The following is an 18,479-nucleotide window of genomic DNA, read 5'->3' on the forward strand; positions in this document are numbered from 1 at the left end:
CCGGTCAGGCCGGGTCCGGTCGGGCCGGGCGCAGAGGCACCGCGCCCAGGCCGACCGGGCGCGGGGTCGCCGTGTCCGGACAGCACGGGTCCGGACCGAGGACGGCCCGCCCCACCCTCGTGGCCGGTCATGGCCGCACGAGGTTCCGCAGGTCGGCGAAGCGTCGCTCGCCGATGCCGTTCACTTCGCGGAGTTCGTCCGCCGAGCGGAAACCGCCGTGTCGGGTGCGGTAGTCGACGATGTGCTGCGCCAGCACCGGGCCCACGCCGGGCAGCGTGTCCAGTTGGTCCACGGTGGCCGTGTTGAGGGAGACGGGGGCCTGGGGTCCGGCGCCCGGACCCGCGCCGCCGCCGGAACCCGCCGTTCGCGGACCCGCACCCGACCCGGCGACCCCGGCCTGCGGATCGGGAACGCCCACGACGACCTGCTCACCGTCCACGAGGAAGCGCGCGTGGTTGAGACCGTCGGTGTCGGTGCCCGGGCGCACCCCGCCGGCCGACTCCAGCGCGTCGACCACTCGGGACCCGGCGGGAAGGTGATGGATCCCGGGCTTGCGCACCTTGCCGCTGACATCCACCACGATCTCGGCCCCGGCCGTGACCGCGGTGCCTACCGTGCCCGCCGAACCGGCGGGACCCCCGGAAGTCGTCGGCGGGGCCGCCGAGTTCCGCTCCCCCGAGGCGTAGGGCGCGACGGCCCGGACCACCTCGGGCGCCCGCACCGGCTGGACCCTGCCTGCCCAGAAGTGCTGGACCGCGAGGACCGCGGCGGCGACGAGCAGCACCGTGAGCGCCAGTACGCTCCTGCGCTCCAGCCCGCAGCGCGTCTGAATCCACACCGGCATCCGCTCCCGCAGAGCCGGCCCCAGCCGCTCCTGCCAGACGCGCCCGGCAAGGGGCACGCTTCCCGCCCGAGCCAGGCCACCGACACCAGCACTAGCACCAGCACGAACATCAGCACCGGCACCGGCACCGGCATCAACACCAACGTGAACATCGCCACCAGCACCGGCAGACCGCTCGCCCTGGCCACCGGGCCTACGGAACCCGCCAGTTCGCCCGAAGCCGCCACCCGCAACGGGCCCCGCTCCCCCACCGGCCCCCGCTCCCCCACCGATTCGGTCGGTCCCGTCGGCTTCCCCCGACGCACCACCCGCCCGTCCGTCGGGTCGCCTCGCAGGGCCCGGCGGGCCCGTCGCCCTTCCCGTCCCGCCCGGTTCCCGGGGCCGTTCGGCGAACAGCTCCCTCGCCCGGCGGCGGATCTCCTCCGCCGAGGCGTCACGGTGGCCGGGCGGGCGGGCCGAGCGGTGTCCGGGGCGCAGTGCGGTACGGGCGCCGCCCGGCGGACGGAGGCGGTGGGAACGGCCGTCGGAGCCGGAGCCGCGGCCGGGCCCGCCGGTCGCGTTGCCGCTGCGTGAGCGTGATCGAAGTGCCATGCCACGAGAATCGGACATGTCGTCGCATCGTGTTGATCTTGCTCGATTTCCGTGGACCGCCCCCTGGTTGTGGACAACTCCACCACCCGCAAGAGTGAGCCGCCTCAGCGGGGTGAGACCACGACCCCCAGCAGCCCCGGCCCGGTGTGCGCCCCGATCACCGCTCCGACCTCGCTCACATGCAGGTCGGCGAGGCCCGGCACGCGCGAGCACAGCCGGTCGGCGAGAGCCGTCGCCCGGTCGGGAGCGGCGAGATGGTGGACGGCGATGTCGACGGGCGCGCTGCCCGCCCGGTCGGCTCCGAGCTCCTCGAGGCGGGCGATCGCCTTCGACGCCGTCCGCACCTTCTCCAGCAGGTCGATGCGCCCCCCGTTCAGCTGGAGCAGCGGCTTCACGGCGAGCGCGGAGCCCAACAGGGCCTGGGCGGCGCCGATCCGGCCACCGCGGCGCAGGTACTCCAGGGTGTCGACGTAGAAGTAGGCGGAGGTGCCGGCGGCCCGCTTCTCCGCCGCGGTGACCGCCTCGTCGACCGTGCCGCCCGACTCGGCGACCTCGGCCGCCGCGAGGGCGCAGAAGCCGAGCGCCATCGCGACCATGCCGGTGTCCACCACCCGCACCGGCACCGGTGCCTCGCGTGCCGCGACGACCGCGGCGTCGTAGGTGCCGGACAGCTCGGCGGAGAGATGGAGGGAGACGATGCCTGAGGCGCCGGACTCGGCGATCCTTCGGTACGTCTCGGCGAAGAGCTGGGGGCTGGGGCGCGAGGTCGTGACGGAGCGTCGCTTCTGGAGTGCCTGGGCGAGGGAGCGGGTCGAGATCTCGCTGCCCTCTTCGAGGGCCTGGTCGCCGAGGACGACGGTCAGCGGGACCGCGGTGATGTCATGACGCTCCATCGTCGGCTGCGGCAGGTAGGCCGTGGAATCCGTGACGATCGCGACATGGCGGGACATGACCTGGAGGTTACCTGGCGTAGCCCCCGTGCGGCAGCCCGGGCCCTCGCGGCCGCACCACCCTTGACCGAATCACATACTCCTCGGGCAGTACCGGCCGTGGACCACCGTACGTGCCCGACCGGGGCCGTGCGGCGCGCGGGCGGGGCCGGGGCGGTGCGGGTGATCCGGCATCGGCGTCAGGTGGTGCTCTCCGGGCGCGGCTTCTTCTGCCAGGGGTAGGCGGCGCGCGGGACGGGCGGGGTGATGGCGGGCCGGGCGGACTCCGGCGCGCTGCCGTCGCCCGCGGTCCCGGGCCAGGTCTGTCCTGCCGCCGGTCCGTCGGCGGCAGGCGCCTCGGGCCAGGAGGCCGGTTGTGCGGGAGCGGTGGTGTCCGACGTGGTCCAGTGCCGCAGGGCGCCTGCCTCGACGTCGATCTGGGCGCTGAGGGAGTCGAGGTCGTCGTCCGCGAAGCGGCGGGCGCGGTCGCGGGCCGCCCAGCGCAGCGCGTCGGCCGAGCCCGTGACACGCTCGGTGCGCTCCCGCAGGGAGGGCAGGCGCGCGGCGAGCGCGGCCCGGTCCGGGTCGGACTCCAGGCGCTTGAGTTCGTTGTCCAGGTCGCGGCCGTGGTCGCTGAGCCGCTGGAAGAGGGCCAGGGACTCCTTGAGCGACTCGTCCTCGCCGACGCCCGCGTGCAGCGCCTCCTGGGTGGCGCGCATGGAGGTGCGCAGCTTCAGCCTCAACTGGGCGATCTCGCCCGCCGGTCCGGGCTGGGCGAAGGACTTGGCGCGCAGGGTGTGGTCCTCGACCGTGCGCCGGGCCTGGTCGATGGTGCGGTCGACACCCCGCTTGGCCGCCCCGATCACCTTCACCGTGGCGTAGGCGCCGAGCACGAGGAAGAGCACGAAGAGCAGGGCTACGACTGTGATCACTGCTTCCACCAGCTCCTCCTCCGGTCCATCACACCGTGTCCGGCGCCGCACACGGCACGCCGCACTACAAACGGTAAACGAGACGGGCAGGCCCGGAGTTCCACAAGAACCCCGAACCTGCCCGTAGGGGACTACCCGGAGCCGCGCCCACCGGCCCGGCCCGCGGTCCGGCTCACGCCGTGACGATGTTGACCAGCTTCGGCGCCCGCACGACGACCTTGCGGATACCGGCCCCGGCCAGCGCCTTCACGACGGCCTCGTCGGCCAGCGCCACCTTCTCCAGCTCCTCGTCCGAGATGGCCGGGGACACCTCCAGGCGCGCCTTGACCTTGCCCTTGATCTGCACGACGCAGGTCACGCTCTCGTCCACGACGTAGGCCGGGTCGGCGACCGGCAGGTCCTGGTGGACGACCGTGTCGGTGTGGCCCAGCCGGCGCCACAGCTCCTCGGCGATGTGCGGGGCCAGCGGGGCGACCAGCAGCACCAGGGCCTCCGCGACGGGGCGCGGAACCGCCCCGCCCGCCTTGGTCAGGTGGTTGTTCAGCTCGGTGATCTTGGCGATGGCGGTGTTGAAGCGCAGTCCCTCCAGGTCCTGGCGGACCCCGTCGATCGCCTTGTGCAGCGCGCGCAGGGTGTCCTCGTCGGGCTCGGTGTCGACGACGGTCACCTCGCCGGTGCTCTCGTCGACGACATTGCGCCACAGGCGCTGGAGCAGGCGGTACTGGCCCACCACCGCGCGGGTGTCCCAAGGGCGCGAGACGTCCAGCGGGCCCATCGCCATCTCGTACAGACGCAGGGTGTCGGCGCCGTACTCGGCGCAGATCGCCTCCGGGGTCACCGCGTTCTTCAGGGACTTGCCCATCTTGCCCAGCAGCCGCGAGACCTGCTCGCCCTGGTGGTAGTACGCGCCGTCGCGCTCCTCGACCTCGGCCGCGGGCACCGGGAAGCCGCGGCTGTCCCGGTAGACGTAGGCCTGGATCATGCCCTGGTTGAACAGCTTGTGGAACGGCTCCGCGGAGGAGACGTGGCCCAGGTCGAACAGCACCTTGGACCAGAAGCGCGCGTACAGCAGGTGCAGCACCGCGTGCTCGGCGCCGCCCACGTACAGGTCGACCCCGCCGTGCGGCTGGCCCTCGCGCGGGCCCATCCAGTACCGCTCGATCTCCGGGTCGACCAGCTTCTCGCTGTTGTGCGGGTCCAGGTAGCGCAGCTCGTACCAGCAGGAACCGGCCCAGTTGGGCATGGTGTTGGTCTCGCGGCGGTAGGGGCGCGGGCCGGCGCCGTCGCCCAGGTCCAGGGTGACGTTCACCCAGTCCGCGTTGCGGGACAGCGGCGTCTCCGGGGACGTGTCCGCGTCGTCCGGGTCGAAGGTGCGCGGCGAGTAGTCCTCGACCTCCGGCAGCTCCAGGGGCAGCATCGACTCGGGCAGCGGGTGGGCGACGCCGTCCTCGTCGTACACGATCGGGAAGGGCTCTCCCCAGTAGCGCTGGCGGCTGAACAGCCAGTCGCGCAGGCGGAAGTTGACGGTGCCCTCGCCGATGCCCTCGCCCGCCAGCCACTCGGTGATGCGCGCCTTGGCGTCGACGACGCCCAGGCCGTCCAGCGAGATGCCGTCGTGGGAGGAGTTGATGATCTTCGCGTCGTACGAGGCGAAGGCGTCGTCCCACGTCGAGGTGTCCGTGCCGCGGCCGTCGGTCGGCTCGACCACGCAGGTGATCGGCAGCTCGAAGGCGCGCGCGAACGCGAAGTCGCGGATGTCGTGCGCCGGGACGGCCATGATCGCGCCGGTGCCGTAGCCCATCAGGACGTAGTCGGCGATGAAGACGGGCACCCGCTCGCCGTTGACCGGGTTGGTCGCGTACACGCCGGTGAAGACGCCGGTCTTGTCCTTGGCCTCGGCCTGGCGCTCGACGTCGGACTTGGAGGCGGCCTGCGCGCGGTAGGCGTCGACGGCCTCGGCCGGGGTCGCGTGGGCGCCGGTCCAGACGTCGTGCGTGCCCTCGGGCCAGGCCTCGGGGACGAACTTGTCGACCAGCGGGTGCTCGGGGGCCAGCACCATGTAGGTCGCGCCGAACAGGGTGTCCGGGCGGGTGGTGAAGACCGTGATCCGCTCGCCGTCCACGGGGAAGTCGACGCGGGCGCCCTCGGAGCGGCCGATCCAGTTGCGCTGCTGGAGCTTGATGGCCTCGGGCCAGTCCAGTGCGTCCAGGTCGTCCAGCAGGCGGTCCGCGTAGGCGGTGATGCGCATGTTCCACTGGCGCAGCTTGGCCTTGAAGACGGGGAAGTTGCCGCGCTCGGAGCGGCCGTCGGCGGTGACCTCCTCGTTGGCCAGCACGGTCCCCAGACCGGGGCACCAGTTCACCGGGGCGTCGGAGGCGTAGGCCAGGCGGAACCCGCTCAGGACGTCGGCGCGCTCGGGGGCGGTCAGTTCGCCCCACGCGCGCGTGTGCCCGGGTACGGCGCGCTCACCGGACTCGAAGCGGGCGACCAGTTCGGCGATCGGACGGGCCTTGCCGGCCTCGTCGTCGTACCAGGAGTTGAAGATCTGGAGGAAGATCCACTGGGTCCACTTGTAGTACTCGGGGTCGATCGTGGCGAACGACCGGCGCTTGTCGTGGCCCAGGCCCAGCCGGCGCAGCTGGGACTTCATGTTGTTGATGGCGGCTTCGGTGGTGATCCGGGGGTGCTCGCCGGTCTGGACCGCGTGCTGCTCGGCGGGCAGGCCGAAGGCGTCGAAGCCCAGGGTGTGCAGGACGTTGTGGCCGGTCATGCGCTGGAAGCGCGCGAAGACGTCGGTCGCGATGTAGCCCAGGGGGTGGCCGACGTGCAGGCCCGCACCGGAGGGGTACGGGAACATGTCCATGATGAACTTCTTGGGGCGGGCCACCAGCTCGGGGTCACCGGCCAGGTCGCCCTCGGGGTTGGGCGCGGCGTACGTGCCCCGGGCGTCCCAGAAGTCCTGCCAGCGTGCCTCGATCTCGGCGGCCATGGCAGCCGTGTAGCGGTGCGGCGCGGCCTCCGCCGGTGCGGCGGCAGCGGGGTTCGTCTCGCTCATGGTCCTCAAAGCTCCATCGATCGTCTCTGCCAGCGGCTTGTCGTCCAGGAAACGAAAAATCCCCTCGCACAGGAGGGGACGCCGCGCCGATTCCGAGCCGTCCGTTCACCGGCGGTCGGGACTGATCAGCGCGGCTCGCTAAGCAGAAGGCGTACAGCACGCATGGCGTTAGGGTACCGCAGGCCCTCAGCGCGCCGCGACGCGGTTGCGAGGGGCTTGAGCAGCCTGCCGCGCGCGTACGTATGCATGGTCGCGACAACGTTGACTGCGACCGGAAGGGCGGGCCCAGAACTGAACCAAGGTCAAGTGTTACTTCGCGTAACAGTAGCTATGGGACATCACACCAGCCACATTGTCGTTTGATAACAGCGCAATAACTCAAACCTCGTACCCATCGGTATGGAGCCACTTAGAGTTCGGCAGCGGGACCGCTTTCCCGAAACTGCTCGGAGTTGCCCCCATGAACCCTCGTTCTGCTAACAGCTCGCTTCCCAAGCCCGGCCGGTCGGTCTACGGGATGGCGACGGCTGTCGTCCTGGTCCTCATACCCGTGGTCGTGCTGGTCGGCGGCGACCAGTTCCAGGCATTCCTCAACTTCGGTGCGGGCGTGCTGTCGCTGGTATGCCTGACCTGCTCGGTCATCTGGGGCCTCGTCGCCCAGGACCGGCTCATCCTCAACACCCGCCAGCGGATCCTCGCCCAGGGCGTCCACCGGGTGACCGCCGTCGGCTCCATCGCGTTCCTCGTGGTGCACATCACCGTCAAACTGGCGCTGGAACACACCGTCCTGATCGCCGCGCTGATCCCGTTCAGCCTGGGCGTCAAGGGCAGTGCCGGACTCATCGGCCTCGGCTCCCTGGCCGCCCTGCTCATGATCTTCGTCGGCATCACCGGCGCGCTGCGCAACCAGTTCGCCGCGCCGGCCGAGGTGGCCGCCCGCTGGCGCGCGATGCACATGCTCGCCTACCCCGCCCTGTGCGCGGCCCTGATCCACGGCCTGTTCGCTGGTCGCGCGGCCAAGCCGTTCTTCATGGTCTCCTACGAGCTGTGCCTGGCCGGGGTCATGGCCGCCCTCGCGCTGCGCGCCGCCCCCCGCCCGTTCAAGCGCAAGGTCGCCGACCGCATCACCTCGATCCTGGGCACCCAGGACCGCTCCGCCATGGACGGCCTCGACGCCTCACGCGCGCGTATGAACGAGACCGGGTCGTCCGCCCTGCCCGGTTACGAGGGCCGCTCGGGCCGCTCCTCGCTGACCGACACGATGAGCTCCACCCGGATGTCGCCGCCGTCGTCGCCGCTGTACGACACCCCGGCGCCCGCCGCCCCGGAGCCCGCGAACGGCTTCGCCGCCGCCTACCGCGCCGTCAACACGCCGCAGCGCGGCCAGCAGCAGCCCTACGCCGCCGACCAGACGGCGCGGATGAACCTCCCCTTCGACGTCCAGGCCACCGAGGCCATCCCGCGCGTGGACAGCGGCATGAGCACCTCGGGCAACTGGCCGATCCCGTCGCCGCCGCCGGTCGGCGAGGCCCCGCCCTCGGCCTACGACCCGTTGCAGGACACGGGATTCAACATCCCGGTCTATGACAATTCAGGCACTCCCGGGTATGGCGCACGTGATGTGTACAACACCGGTGAGACGAACCCCCCGTACGGCGCGTACAACCAGAACGACACGTACAACAGCGGTCCCGCCAATGAACAGACGCCCGGCACGTCGTACGACACGCCGGGTTCGGGCGAACCTTGGAACACGCCTTCCGGAGGCTATAGGTGAACGAGGCCCTGCCCGACGTCCCGGAAGTCCGCGTGGTCGGGCTTCCGCAGCTCACGTCGGGCTTCGACCTTGTCGAGAGACTCGACCTGCCCATGCACCTGAAGGTGCACGGGCCGCTCGAACCCCTGGGCGGAGAGGCGCTCGCGAAGCTCTCCGAGAACATCAACCTGAAGGGCCGCGGCGGCGCGGGGTTCCCCTTCCACAAGAAGCTGCGCTCGGTCGCCGAGGCGGCGATCAAGCGCGGGGTGCGTCCGGTCGTCGTGGTCAACGGCAGCGAGGACGAACCGGCCTGCCGCAAGGACACGGTGCTCATCAACCGTGCCCCGCACCTCATCCTGGACGGCGCGCTGCTGGTCGCGGAGGCGCTGGGTGCCCGCACGCTCGTGGTGGGGGTCACCCGTGAGTCGACCCAGCGCTCGATGGAGGCCGCGCTCGCCGAGCGCGGCCTCAGCAACGGCCGCAGGTCGGCGCTGAAGGCGTCCGTCCAGCGCAACCCGATCCGCATGGTCACCGGCGCCGCGGCGTCGCTGATCCGCTCCATCGACGGCGGCCCGGCGATCCCGCCCGGCCGCAAGGTCAGCGCCTCGCAGAACGGCGTCGGCGGCGCACCGACCCTGCTGTCCAACGCCGAGACGTTCGCCCAGCTGGCCATCGCCGCCCGCATCGGCCCCGAGCGGTACGGCAACACCGGCCTGTACGACGAGCCCGGCACCGTCATGCTGACGGTCTCGGGCGCGGTCGCCCGCCCGATGGTGATCGAGGTCCCCACGGGTGTGCCGCTGCGCTACGTCCTCCAGCTCGCCGGCGCCCCGCCGGTGCCCCAGGGCGTGCTGACCGGCGGCTACCACGGCAAGTGGATCGACGCGGCGACGGTCAACGAGGCGATCGTCTCCCGCAACTCCCTGGACGCGGTGGGCGGGGCGCTCGGCGCGGGCGCGATCCTGCCGATCAGCCAGGAGACCTGCCCGCTGGGCGAGTCGCTGCGGGTGGCCCAGTGGCTGGCCGACGAGAGCGCGGGCCAGTGCGGTCCCTGCTACCTGGGCCTGCCGGCCGCCGCGCGCGGCATGGAGGACATCATCAACGGCGGTGGCCCGGCCGCCCTGGAGGCGCTCAAGCAGGTCGCCAAGAACGTCAAGCGGCGTGGCGCGTGCTCGCACCCGGACGGCTCCGCGATGTTCCTGGAGTCGACCATCAAGGCGTTCACCGACGACCTGGCCGCGCATGTGCTCGGCAACGGCTGCGGACGGCCCGTGGAGGGCGTTCTGCCGCTCTTCGAGGCCGGCATGGCCCCCGCGGGCATCACGAGCGGCAGGGAGCCCGAGGAGGCCGGCTCCAGCCGCCAGAAGATCTTCGTCGACTGGACGCTGTGCCGCGGCCACGGCCTGTGCGCCGACATCCTCCCCGAGGTCTTCCAGCTCGGCGCCGACGGCTTCCCGACGGTGGCGCAGGCGAAGGTGCCGCAGTACGCCGAGGCCAAGGCTCTACGCGCGGTGCGTCGCTGCCCGGCGCTGGCCCTGCGCATCGAGGAGGACACGCGCGCGCAGGCTCCCGCCCGCAACCTCCCGGTCCTCTCCCAGGGCCGCGGACGCCGCACCCTCGGCCGCTGACGCCACGACGACGAAGGGGCCGCCTGCTCGCAGGCGGCCCCGGTCCGGCCGGTTCTGACGGAACGTCCGCATACGCGGCGCCACCGACACGAGGGCGGCAGGCGCGAGGGCGACGGACACGAGGGTGACGGAACACCGCACGCAAAAGATCCCGCCGGATCGGTCCGATCCGGCGGGATCTGCTTGTGGAGCTAAGGAGAATTGAACTCCTGACCTCCTGCATGCCATGCAGGCGCTCTACCAACTGAGCTATAGCCCCTCGTGGTCGGGCGGTGAAACCGCCTTCCGACCGTGTCGCCCGGTTTCCCCGGCGGCGACGCCAACATTACCGGCCCGGGGGCGGGACACCAAATCGTTTCCGCCCTGCCCCTTTTCGACCGGTTCCACAACGTCGCGCGGCGACGGACCGAAGGTCACGCGGTGACGAACGAATAGAAGCGCTTGAGGGTGCAGTGTTCCTCGAGGAGCCGCCCGTAGATCGGCTCGCCCTCCAGCTCGCGGTACGTCTCGATGGGGTCGCCTTTTATGATCAGCGCCCGCGCGCATTCCTCGCACCAGTACTGGTAGTCGGGGTTGACCGGCTCCATGTCACGGACGATCGGGGTGCCGCTGCCGCACCAGTCGCACTTCCGCCTGTGTGCACCCATCGATCAGCTCCAGCTGTGGCCGCAGGCCGTGCACACGTAGGAAATCCCGCCGTTGTCACCGAGAACCTGGGCCACATGACCGGAACCGCAGGAGGGGCAGTGGAGCCGGGTGGCCTTGTCCGGTCTCACCGCCGCTCCGGAGAGGTGACCGACCTCTCCGAGGATGCTCGCAGGCATCGCTACTCCCTCCCGTCGGGCCGCGCTCCCTTCCGGCCGTTTGATTCTGCCACGGCCGGGCCAATACGGTCAGCGACGCCTCAGTACCAGTCCGGACACGGCACCCAGGTCTGCTGTCGTAGCGAGCGCGAACATGCATGTGAGAAGCGCTTCCGCAGAGGTATACGCCTCCGGGGGCCCAAGTGACTCAAGCCACCGGAAGATCGATGTGGCGAAGACCTCGCTCCCGGCCGGGCGACCGGACCCCGGGAGCGGGGCCGGCGCCCGGAAGCGCGGAGTCCGGCGCGGTCCGAGCCGCACGCCCCCTCCCGCGCCTCCGCGCCGGGAACCGGCCGGGTCGACCGGGCCGACCGGGCCGAGGACGGACCGGGCGACAAAAAATCCCGCCCCCTGAGGGACGGGATCTTCGTTCGATCTGTGGAGCTAAGGAGAATTGAACTCCTGACCTCCTGCATGCCATGCAGGCGCTCTACCAACTGAGCTATAGCCCCTTGCGCCACGCGGCGGAGCCGCATGGTGTCCCGCCCTGCTTGGCGGGGCGAACAAGAAGAACTTTAGCCTGCGACCTGCCGGAAAGTGAAATCCGGGTCCCGGCGGCCGCACGCCCCTCAGTCGTCGTCGCCGAGCACCGGCTCCGGCAGGGTGCCGGCGTTGTGCTCGAGCAGGCGCCAGCCCCGTACGCCCTCGCCGAGGACGGACCAGCAGCAGTTGGAGAGCCCGCCGAGGCCTTCCCAGTCACGGGCCTCCAGACCGAGGAGGCGGCCGATGGTGGTGCGGATGGTGCCGCCGTGGCTGACGACGACCAGCGTGCCGTCCTCCGGCAGCTTCTCGGCGTGCCGGAGCACCACGGGGGCGGCCCGGTCGGCGACCTCGGTCTCCAGTTCACCGCCGCCCCTGCGGACCGGCTCACCGCGCTTCCACGCGGCGTACTGCTCGCCGTGCCGCTCGATGATCTCCTCGTGCGTCAGCCCCTGCCAGGCGCCCGCGTACGTCTCGCGCAGGTCCTCGTCGTGGGTGACCTCCAGGCCGGTGAGGGCGACGAGCTCGGCGGCCGTGTCCGCGGCCCGTGACAGGTCCGAGGAGACGATCGCGTCGGGCTTCAGGGAGGCGAGCAGCCGGGCCGCACGGCGGGCCTGGGCCACACCGGTCTCGGTCAGCTGCACGTCGGTCGTGCCCTGGAAGCGGCGCTCGACGTTCCACGCGGTCTGGCCGTGCCGCCACAGGATGACGCGGCGGCCGCGGCCGGGCTTGCGGTCGCCCGGGGTGGGCGCGGGAGCGGTCACCGCAGTTCCTCGAATCCTGCGGCCCCGTCCTCCTCGGCGGCCTGAAGCCGGGCGTGCTCCTGGGCCTTGCCGCGCGTCGCCTTGGCGTCGGCGGGCAGCTCCAGCTCGGGGCAGTCCTTCCAGAGCCGCTCCAGAGCGTAGAAGACGCGCTCCTCGCTGTGCTGGACGTGGACGACGATGTCGACGTAGTCGAGCAGGATCCAGCGGGCGTCGCGGTCGCCCTCGCGGCGCACCGGCTTGGCGCCGAGCTCCTTCTGGAGGCGCTCCTCGATCTCGTCGACGATCGACTTGACCTGGCGGTCGTTGGGCGCGGAGGCCAGCAGGAAGGCGTCAGTGATCGACAGCACGTCGCTGACGTCGTAGGCGATGATGTCGTGCGCGAGCTTGTCGGCAGCCGCCTGGGCGGCGGTCTGGATGAGCTCGATGGAGCGGTCGGTGGCGGTCACTGCGTGGCTTTCCGTAGGCGGACACTTGTCCTCAAGGGTCTCACGGACCACCGACGGCACCGGTCGTGATCGGGGGATCACGCGCGCGCAGGCCGCCGGGTGCGGTCTGCGCGCGTGGGGTCAGCCGTCCGATCCGGCCGCGGAGGGCTTGTAGTCCTCCCCCAGGACGACCGCGACGTCGGCGTTCCCCGGGACCGTGCCCTTCTTCACCGCGCCCTCGTCCAGGCCGAGGGTCTTGGCGACCTCGGTGGCGTTCGCCTTGCCGGCGGCGTCCGCGTAGAACACCTGGGAGGTCGCCTTCGTGCCCGACGGGGTGGCGGCCTCCAGGAAGGTGAAGCCACCGTTGAGGAGCACCACGCGCGCGTCCTCGGTGTCCGACCTGGTCCCGCCGGCGTTCTGGACGGAGACGCTGACGGCCGCGTCCTTGTCGGGGCTCTTGGCGGCGCCGCCGAGGACGTCCTTGACGACGCTCGCGCTGGCCTCCGCGTTGAGGGTGCCGTCGGACTGGACGGGCAGCAGGGCGGTCTTGTAGTCGCCGCCCTTGGCGAGGTCGGCGAGTTTTGCCAGGAAGGCGCCGAGGTCTTTGTCGGTCAGCGAAGGGTCGAGGATCTGCGCCAGGGTCTGGACGGTGACGGTGGCGCCCTGCGCGTCGGACGACACCTTGCGCAGCACTCCCTGCATGACCTGCCCGAACCGCTCCAGCTGGGCGTTCTGGGCCTCGCCCGTGGCGCGGTGGGTGGCGTAGGCGACGGCCGCCTTGCCGCTGAGGGTCTGGTCCTCGCCCTTGGCGACCAGGGGTGCTCCGCCCTTCTTGGCGGTCGGGTCGGGCACCGCGGTGTCGGTGTCGACCTCGATGTTGCCGACGAGGTCGACGAGGTTCTGGAGGTAGGGGGTGTCGAGGCGCCAGGTGCCCTCGATGTCGGTGCCGAGGACGGTGTCCAGCGCGTCGCGCGTGCCCGCCGAGCCGTCGTCGTCGACGGACTTGGCGAGGGTCGTCGTCGTGCCGTCCTCGTTCGTGACGACGAGGGAGTTGGGCAGCAGGACCGTGGCGGCCTGCTTCGTGGTGGCGTTGTCGACGAGCAGCACCGTGGAGGTGCCGCCGCCGGTGGTGTCGTGCAGGTGGACGACGACCACGTCACGTTTCTGGGCGGCGCCGGCGGCGGCGGTGCCGGTACCGGAGTCCGCGGACGACGAGAGACCGGGCAGCTTCCCGGCGTACCAGAGGTAGCCCGCCCCGCCGACGGCGACCAGGGCGAGGACCACGGCGAGGGCGACGACCCGGCCGCGGGCGCGCCGCTTGGCCTCCTCACGGCGCTCGGTGCGGTTCTCGGTGAAGTTCAGCCAGTCGATGACGTCCTCGGAGTCGCCGTCGGGCTCCTCCACGAACGCGAACTGCTCGGTCTCGTAACCGGGTTCGGACCGATGTCCGGCGGGCTCGGTCGTCTCGTGACCGTCCGCGGGGGCACCCGTCCGTCCCTCGGAGCCGGTCCCGGCCGCCGGCGGTCCGCTCTGCTGCGGAATGTAGGCGGTCCGTCCGGCCGTCCGGGGCTGCTCGCTCCGCGGCTGCTGCCCGCCGTCGGCGGTCTGCCCGTAGGGGTCGTACGGGGCCTGTGCCGCGGTGCCGTAGGTGTCCTGACCGACGGGGCGGCCTGTGTCGTAGGCGTCGTAGCCGGGGGTGGGCGGCTGCTGCCCGGCGTCGTACGGGTCGTAGCCGGACGTCTGCTGCTGCCCGCCCGTGGCGTAGGGGTCGTAGCCGTACCCCTGCTGCCCCTGGGAGTGGCCCGTCTGCTGCCCGTACGGGTCGTAGGACTGCTGCGGTGCCTGCCGGGACGGGACCTGCCGGTAGACGGGCTGCCCGAACTCGTCGTAGCCGACGAGCTCGTACTGGTCGCCGCCGTACTGGTCGCCCCCGTACGCCGCGTCGTATCGGTCGTTCACCGGTACCCCTCTCGGCTCAGTCGCCGCGGTACAGATCGCGCTTGTCGATGTAGCGCACGACGCCGTCCGGCACGAGGTACCAGACGGGGTCGCCCTTGGCGACTCTCGCACGGCAGTCCGTGGAGGAGATCGCCAGCGCGGGGACCTCGACGAGCGAGACACCGCCCTCGGGCAGGCCGGGGTCGGTGAGGTTGTGTCCCGGCCGGGTGACACCGATGAAGTGCGCGAGGGAGAACAGCTCCTCGCTGTCCCGCCAGGTCAGGATCTGGCCCAGGGCGTCGGCGCCGGTGATGAAGAACAGGTCGCTCTCGGGATTGAGGGCCCGCAGGTCGCGCAGCGTGTCCACGGTGTAGGTGGGGCCGCCGCGGTCGATGTCGATGCGGCTCACCGAGAACTGGGGGTTCTCTGCGGTCGCGATGACCGTCATCAGATAGCGGTCCTCCGCCGGGGAGACGCTGCGGTGGGTCTTCTGCCACGGCTGGCCGGTCGGGACGAACACGACCTCGTCCAGGCGGAACTGCGCGGCGACCTCGCTGGCCGCCACGAGGTGTCCGTGGTGGATCGGATCGAACGTCCCGCCCATGACGCCGAGGCGTCGCCTGCCCGGGTTCGACGGGCCGGTAGGCATGTCCTGCTCTCCCATGCGTGCAGACCCTACCGGCCCGGTTCCGGGGCCCCGCCGAACGGCTGTCCGGTGCGCCCCGCTATGCCGGACGGTCCGTCGGTGAACACGGTGCGGCTCAGCGGTCGCGGTTGAAACGGGTGGTGATCCACAGCAGGAGCAGCAGGATGATGAATGCGCCGCCCCCGGTGACCAGCGGGTTGAGGCTCTCGTGGTTGCCACCGTGTTCCTCGCCCTCGGCGGCGAGGGTGACCAGCTGGGCAGCGGCGCTGTGAAGGCTCATCTTCGGCAGGACCTATCCGATGGTGGTCCCCCCGCTCGTGCGAAGCCGAGAGTGGGGGAGGGCGGGATAACGACGTCGCCTCATCGTAATCGGGCGGCCCGGCGGCGATCACGCCGACTCCGCCATTGGGAACCTTCCCGGCGGCTCAGTCGTCCTTCCGCTTGTAGCCCCGCAGCAGGAACCAGCCGGTGAGCACACAGCCCAGGATCATCACGACCAGGACGACACGGAGCAGGTTCCCCGGGCCCTGCCGCTGGGCGGCGTCGGCGGCTTGGGTGAGCCAGGCGGCTGCGGGGTGGTGCTTCATGGGGCGGGACTCCTCAGGTGTAGTGCCCGTCCACGGTAACTCCGCCTAGGCTGGGCTCGGCTTCGGGGGCGCAAAGGGCCGCACAAGGGCCGGCAAAGGGTCAGACAGGGGCCACCGAGCAGGTGGCGGCCGTACAGACGCACATGGGGGAAGACATGTCCGACGAAGGCCACCGCGACGACGACACCGGCCGGGAGAGCGTGCCGAGCAGACAGCGCCGGCGCTTCCCCGGGATCTCCTCGCGCGCCTACGAGCACCCGGCGGACCGCTCTGCCCTGGTGGCGCTGCGCAAACTGAGCGGTTTCGACACGGTGTTCAAGGCTCTCAGCGGGCTGCTGCCCGAGCGCAGTCTCAGGCTGCTGTTCCTGTCGGACTCGGTCCGGGTCTCCGACCAGCAGTTCGCACACCTCAACGACATGCTGCGGGACGCCTGTTACATCCTGGACCTGGAGAAGGTCCCGCCGATGTACGTCACGCAGGACCCGCAGCCCAACGCGATGTGCATCGGGCTGGACGAGCCGATCATCGTCGTCACCACGGGGCTCGTCGAGCTGCTCGACGAGGAGGAGATGCGCGCGGTCGTCGGCCACGAGGTGGGCCACGCCCTGTCCGGGCACTCCGTGTACCGCACGATCCTGCTGTTCCTGACGAACCTGGCGATCCGGGTCGCCTGGATCCCGCTGGGCAACCTCGCGATCATGGCGATCGTGACGGCCCTGCGCGAGTGGTTCCGCAAGTCGGAGCTGTCCGCCGACCGGGCGGGCCTGCTGGTCGGCCAGGACCTGAAGGCCTCGATGCGGGGGCTGATGAAGATCGCCGGCGGGAACCACCTGCACGAGATGAACGTGGACGCGTTCCTGAAGCAGGCCGAGGAGTACGAGGCGGGCGGCGACCTGCGCGACTCCGTGCTGAAGATCCTGAACGTGCTGCCGCGCACGCATCCCTTCACCACGGTGCGCGCGGCCGAGCTGAAGAAGTGGGCCGAGTCCCGCGATCACCAGCGGATCATGGACGGTCACTACCCGCGGCGTGCCGAGGACAAGGACACCTCGGTGACGGACTCCTTCCGGGAGTCCGCGGCGCACTACGCGACCAGCGTCAAGGGCTCCAAGGACCCGCTGATGAAGCTGGTGAGCGATCTCGCGGGCGGGGCGGGCGACCTGGGCGGCCGGGTGCGGCGCGGCTTCGGCGGGTTCACGGGGTCCGGCCCGGCGCCGGACCAGCCGCCGAGGAACGGCTCGGACCCCGCCGGCGGTCCCGAGGACACGCCTCCGCGGCCCGCGGACTGAGGCGCCCGCGGCCCGCGGGCGACGCGCCGTTCAGACCTTCGGCTGCGCGCTCGTCGCGAGCGATCCGCACAGGGCCGTCGCGGCCCCGGTCGCATAGGGGTCCGTGCCGGCCGGGCCGCCCGCCTTCGCGGTCTGGCCGGCGAGCAGGGGGACCAGGTGGTCGGTGGAGTCCTCGGCGCAGGACAGCGGTCCCGCCTGGACGTAGGACACGATCAGCTGGAGCTGGTGGGTGCGCAGGTCGGTGCGGTCGAAGCGGAAGTGCAGCTCGCGCCGGACGGTGAAGAGGGAGGCCGCGGTGCCGGCGTCCGCGCCGGTCGGCCGCAGCGCGTACACGAAGGTGTGGTCGGCGGTGACCTCCAGGGTGGAGGAGTCGGTCTCGGCGGCCTGGAGGGTGCCCTGGACGCGGATCCGGTCGTCGGCCAGCCGGGTCCTGGCGGGGTCGAAGCGGACCAGCCAGCCGGTCGGGGCGTGCCTGCCGTCGGCGGCCGGGTGGCTGAAGCTCTCGTCGAACTGGTCGAGTTGGTCGGCGGCGACCAGGCTGCGCACGGGCCGCACCTGCTGCCGGGTGAGCACCTCCGGGTAGAGGGAGGAGTGCACGATGTACTCCTTGGCCGTGGTCAGGGCGGTGACGACCTGGCTGTCGGAGAAGTGCGCGGTGCGCCGGGAGGCGGGCAGCGGGATGCCCTCGGCCCCGATGCGGAACTGCGCGGCGGGGCTGTGCGCGTACAGGGACTCGGGGTCGGCCGCCCCGGGCACGACGCCCAGCGGGGAGAGCGGGATGACGGTCATCCGCAGGGGTTCCACCGACCGGCGCATCGCCGAGCTCTGGTAGGGGCTGCGTACGCCCATGTAGACGGCGGTGCCGAAGGCCACGGCGATCAGCATGACCAGGATCAGCACCTGGCGCGACAGGCCCCGGCGCAGGGGCGGCCGGCGGCGGACGGCGGGCGCGTGGTCGGCCATGCGCTCCTGCGCGGAGTACTCCTGGATGCGGGCAGCGCGGACGAACGATTCGTCGAAGACGACGGATCGGTACTCGTCCTCTCCACCTCCGGGAGTGCCCTCGGGTGTCTGCTCCGGTGGGTCTCCGGGCCCGGCCATACTTTGAGAGTAGGTCGCGCGGAGCCCGGGTAAACGCCCCGCCGCACGACAACTTCTGACGTGCGTTCAGGGCGTGTGCGGTGCCGCCGGGACGGGTGGCCGGGAGTGTTCGGCGGACGCCGAGGGCGGGGGCACGCTCCCCTGTTCCAGACCGGTCGTGGCGGGCGGCGGAGCCTGGTCCCGGCTGCTCGACGAGGCGCCCCGGTAGACCGCCGCGAAGGCCAGCGCGACCATGCCGACGCCCATCACCAGGGCGAGCATCCAGGCCACCGGGCGGTGCCAGCGGACGCCGGGCGCGCCATGGCGGCGTTCCCAGCCCTCGGCGCGGTCGTCGTCCGGATCGTCGGGGTCGGGATCATGGCCGAAATCGCCGGGTCCGTCGGAACCGAAGGTGTCGTCGTAGCGGTCGCCCCGGGCGCGGGCGCGGCGGGCCTCGCTCTCGGAGGCCTCGGCTCTCGCCTCGGCGGCGGCCAGGAGGCGTTCGACGGCGGTCGGCTCGTGCACCACCGCCGCCCTGACGAAGGCCTCGTCGAAGACCACGGAGGCGAACTCTTCGTCCGACACCCCGCGGTCGTGGTCGTCGTCGGGCTCCCAGCCGTCGGGAAACGGCGTACCCCCCACGTCCTCCGGCACGGTTCCAGAGTAGACCTG

The 18,479-nt window shown here is 71.6% G+C and carries 17 protein-coding genes and 2 tRNA genes; 3 read left to right on the top strand and 16 right to left on the bottom strand.

The features are described 5' to 3' along the window. Positions 1 to 127 precede the first annotated feature (127 nt). From Saso_RS39020 to leuS, 4 genes are all read right to left on the bottom strand, one after another. A complete protein-coding gene (locus Saso_RS39020) occupies positions 128 to 901 on the bottom strand; it encodes a helix-hairpin-helix domain-containing protein (protein ID WP_372442391.1) in 774 nt (257 codons plus the stop codon). 638 nt (positions 902 to 1,539) lie between these two features. Continuing rightward, positions 1,540 to 2,385, bottom strand: a complete 846-nt coding sequence (locus Saso_RS02970) for a DegV family protein (RefSeq protein ID WP_189917666.1) — start codon at positions 2,383 to 2,385, stop codon at positions 1,540 to 1,542. 179 nt (positions 2,386 to 2,564) lie between these two features. Next, a complete protein-coding gene (locus Saso_RS02975; protein ID WP_189917668.1) occupies positions 2,565 to 3,305 on the bottom strand; it encodes a hypothetical protein in 741 nt (246 codons plus the stop codon). 163 nt (positions 3,306 to 3,468) lie between these two features. Continuing rightward, entirely contained in the window at positions 3,469 to 6,351 is a 2,883-nt protein-coding gene (leuS, locus tag Saso_RS02980; protein WP_189917670.1) for a leucine--tRNA ligase, read from the bottom strand. A 460-nt stretch (positions 6,352 to 6,811) separates the two neighbouring features. Here leuS and Saso_RS02985 point away from each other — a divergent pair, with 460 nt between their 5' ends. Further along, positions 6,812 to 8,128 carry a ferric reductase-like transmembrane domain-containing protein gene (locus Saso_RS02985; protein WP_189917672.1) on the top strand — a complete coding sequence of 439 codons (1,317 nt, stop codon included), beginning with the start codon at positions 6,812 to 6,814 and terminating at the stop codon, positions 8,126 to 8,128. Then, positions 8,125 to 9,735: an NADH-quinone oxidoreductase subunit NuoF family protein gene (locus Saso_RS02990; RefSeq protein ID WP_189917674.1), complete on the top strand. Its 1,611-nt coding sequence runs from the start codon at positions 8,125 to 8,127 to the stop codon at positions 9,733 to 9,735. Before Saso_RS02985 ends, Saso_RS02990 begins: the two co-directional genes overlap by 4 nt. A 186-nt stretch (positions 9,736 to 9,921) precedes the next feature. Here the strand turns inward: Saso_RS02990 and Saso_RS02995 are convergent. The 10 genes from Saso_RS02995 to Saso_RS03040 all read right to left on the bottom strand — a co-directional run bounded on the left by Saso_RS02995 (position 9,922) and on the right by Saso_RS03040 (position 15,438). Then, positions 9,922 to 9,994: transfer RNA gene (locus tag Saso_RS02995), tRNA-Ala, on the bottom strand. A 154-nt stretch (positions 9,995 to 10,148) separates the two neighbouring features. After that, positions 10,149 to 10,382: a hypothetical protein gene (locus tag Saso_RS03000; RefSeq protein WP_003976229.1), complete on the bottom strand. Its 234-nt coding sequence runs from the start codon at positions 10,380 to 10,382 to the stop codon at positions 10,149 to 10,151. A gap of 3 nt (positions 10,383 to 10,385) precedes the next feature. Then, the gene (locus Saso_RS03005; RefSeq protein WP_189917676.1) at positions 10,386 to 10,559 is read right to left on the bottom strand and encodes a hypothetical protein; all 174 of its coding nucleotides are present in this window, start codon (positions 10,557 to 10,559) and stop codon (positions 10,386 to 10,388) included. 418 nt (positions 10,560 to 10,977) lie between these two features. Then, positions 10,978 to 11,050: transfer RNA gene (locus Saso_RS03010), tRNA-Ala, on the bottom strand. A 117-nt stretch (positions 11,051 to 11,167) separates the two neighbouring features. After that, on the bottom strand, positions 11,168 to 11,842 hold the full coding sequence (locus Saso_RS03015; RefSeq protein WP_189917678.1) for a histidine phosphatase family protein: 675 nt from the start codon (positions 11,840 to 11,842) through the stop codon (positions 11,168 to 11,170). Beyond that, positions 11,839 to 12,288, bottom strand: coding sequence for a ribosome silencing factor (gene rsfS / locus Saso_RS03020; RefSeq protein WP_189917680.1), 450 nt, complete (start codon positions 12,286 to 12,288; stop codon positions 11,839 to 11,841). The genes Saso_RS03015 and rsfS overlap by 4 nt, the downstream gene beginning before the upstream one ends. Positions 12,289 to 12,408: 120 nt before the next feature. Then, on the bottom strand, positions 12,409 to 14,226 hold the full coding sequence (locus Saso_RS03025) for an LCP family protein (protein ID WP_189917682.1): 1,818 nt from the start codon (positions 14,224 to 14,226) through the stop codon (positions 12,409 to 12,411). A gap of 16 nt (positions 14,227 to 14,242) precedes the next feature. After that, positions 14,243 to 14,869, bottom strand: a complete 627-nt coding sequence (nadD, locus tag Saso_RS03030) for a nicotinate-nucleotide adenylyltransferase (protein WP_189917684.1) — start codon at positions 14,867 to 14,869, stop codon at positions 14,243 to 14,245. A gap of 97 nt (positions 14,870 to 14,966) precedes the next feature. Further along, on the bottom strand, positions 14,967 to 15,131 hold the full coding sequence (locus tag Saso_RS03035; protein ID WP_166662244.1) for a hypothetical protein: 165 nt from the start codon (positions 15,129 to 15,131) through the stop codon (positions 14,967 to 14,969). Positions 15,132 to 15,276: 145 nt separating this feature from the next. Continuing rightward, positions 15,277 to 15,438: a hypothetical protein gene (locus tag Saso_RS03040; RefSeq protein ID WP_189917686.1), complete on the bottom strand. Its 162-nt coding sequence runs from the start codon at positions 15,436 to 15,438 to the stop codon at positions 15,277 to 15,279. Positions 15,439 to 15,593: 155 nt separating this feature from the next. Here Saso_RS03040 and Saso_RS03045 point away from each other — a divergent pair, with 155 nt between their 5' ends. After that, positions 15,594 to 16,727 (top strand): M48 family metallopeptidase, encoded by a 1,134-nt coding sequence (locus Saso_RS03045; protein ID WP_189917688.1) that lies wholly within the window; start codon positions 15,594 to 15,596, stop codon positions 16,725 to 16,727. 30 nt (positions 16,728 to 16,757) lie between these two features. Here Saso_RS03045 and Saso_RS03050 read toward each other — a convergent pair whose 3' ends face one another. After that, entirely contained in the window at positions 16,758 to 17,828 is a 1,071-nt protein-coding gene (locus tag Saso_RS03050; RefSeq protein WP_189917690.1) for an SCO2583 family membrane protein, read from the bottom strand. A 66-nt stretch (positions 17,829 to 17,894) separates the two neighbouring features. After that, a complete protein-coding gene (locus Saso_RS03055) occupies positions 17,895 to 18,461 on the bottom strand; it encodes an SCO2584 family spore wall biosynthesis protein (protein ID WP_189917692.1) in 567 nt (188 codons plus the stop codon). Positions 18,462 to 18,479 lie beyond the last annotated feature (18 nt).

Origin of the sequence: Streptomyces asoensis, assembly GCF_016860545.1 — a bacterium.
In the GTDB taxonomy this organism is placed as follows: Bacteria; Actinomycetota; Actinomycetes; order Streptomycetales; family Streptomycetaceae; genus Streptomyces; species Streptomyces asoensis.

Bases quoted from the DNA above. Each gene is read 5' to 3' on its own strand.
- Saso_RS02970 (WP_189917666.1), bottom strand. From the start codon at position 2,385: ATGTCCCGCCATGTCGCGATCGTCACGGATTCCACGGCCTACCTGCCG.
- Saso_RS03040 (WP_189917686.1), bottom strand. From the start codon at position 15,438: ATGAAGCACCACCCCGCAGCCGCCTGGCTCACCCAAGCCGCCGACGCC.
- Saso_RS03035 (WP_166662244.1), bottom strand. From the start codon at position 15,131: ATGAGCCTTCACAGCGCCGCTGCCCAGCTGGTCACCCTCGCCGCCGAG.
- Saso_RS02985 (WP_189917672.1), top strand. From the start codon at position 6,812: ATGAACCCTCGTTCTGCTAACAGCTCGCTTCCCAAGCCCGGCCGGTCG.
- Saso_RS03000 (WP_003976229.1), bottom strand. From the start codon at position 10,382: ATGGGTGCACACAGGCGGAAGTGCGACTGGTGCGGCAGCGGCACCCCG.
- Saso_RS03005 (WP_189917676.1), bottom strand. From the start codon at position 10,559: ATGCCTGCGAGCATCCTCGGAGAGGTCGGTCACCTCTCCGGAGCGGCG.
- leuS (WP_189917670.1), bottom strand. From the start codon at position 6,351: ATGAGCGAGACGAACCCCGCTGCCGCCGCACCGGCGGAGGCCGCGCCG.
- Saso_RS03045 (WP_189917688.1), top strand. From the start codon at position 15,594: ATGTCCGACGAAGGCCACCGCGACGACGACACCGGCCGGGAGAGCGTG.
- nadD (WP_189917684.1), bottom strand. From the start codon at position 14,869: ATGGGAGAGCAGGACATGCCTACCGGCCCGTCGAACCCGGGCAGGCGA.
- Saso_RS03050 (WP_189917690.1), bottom strand. From the start codon at position 17,828: ATGGCCGGGCCCGGAGACCCACCGGAGCAGACACCCGAGGGCACTCCC.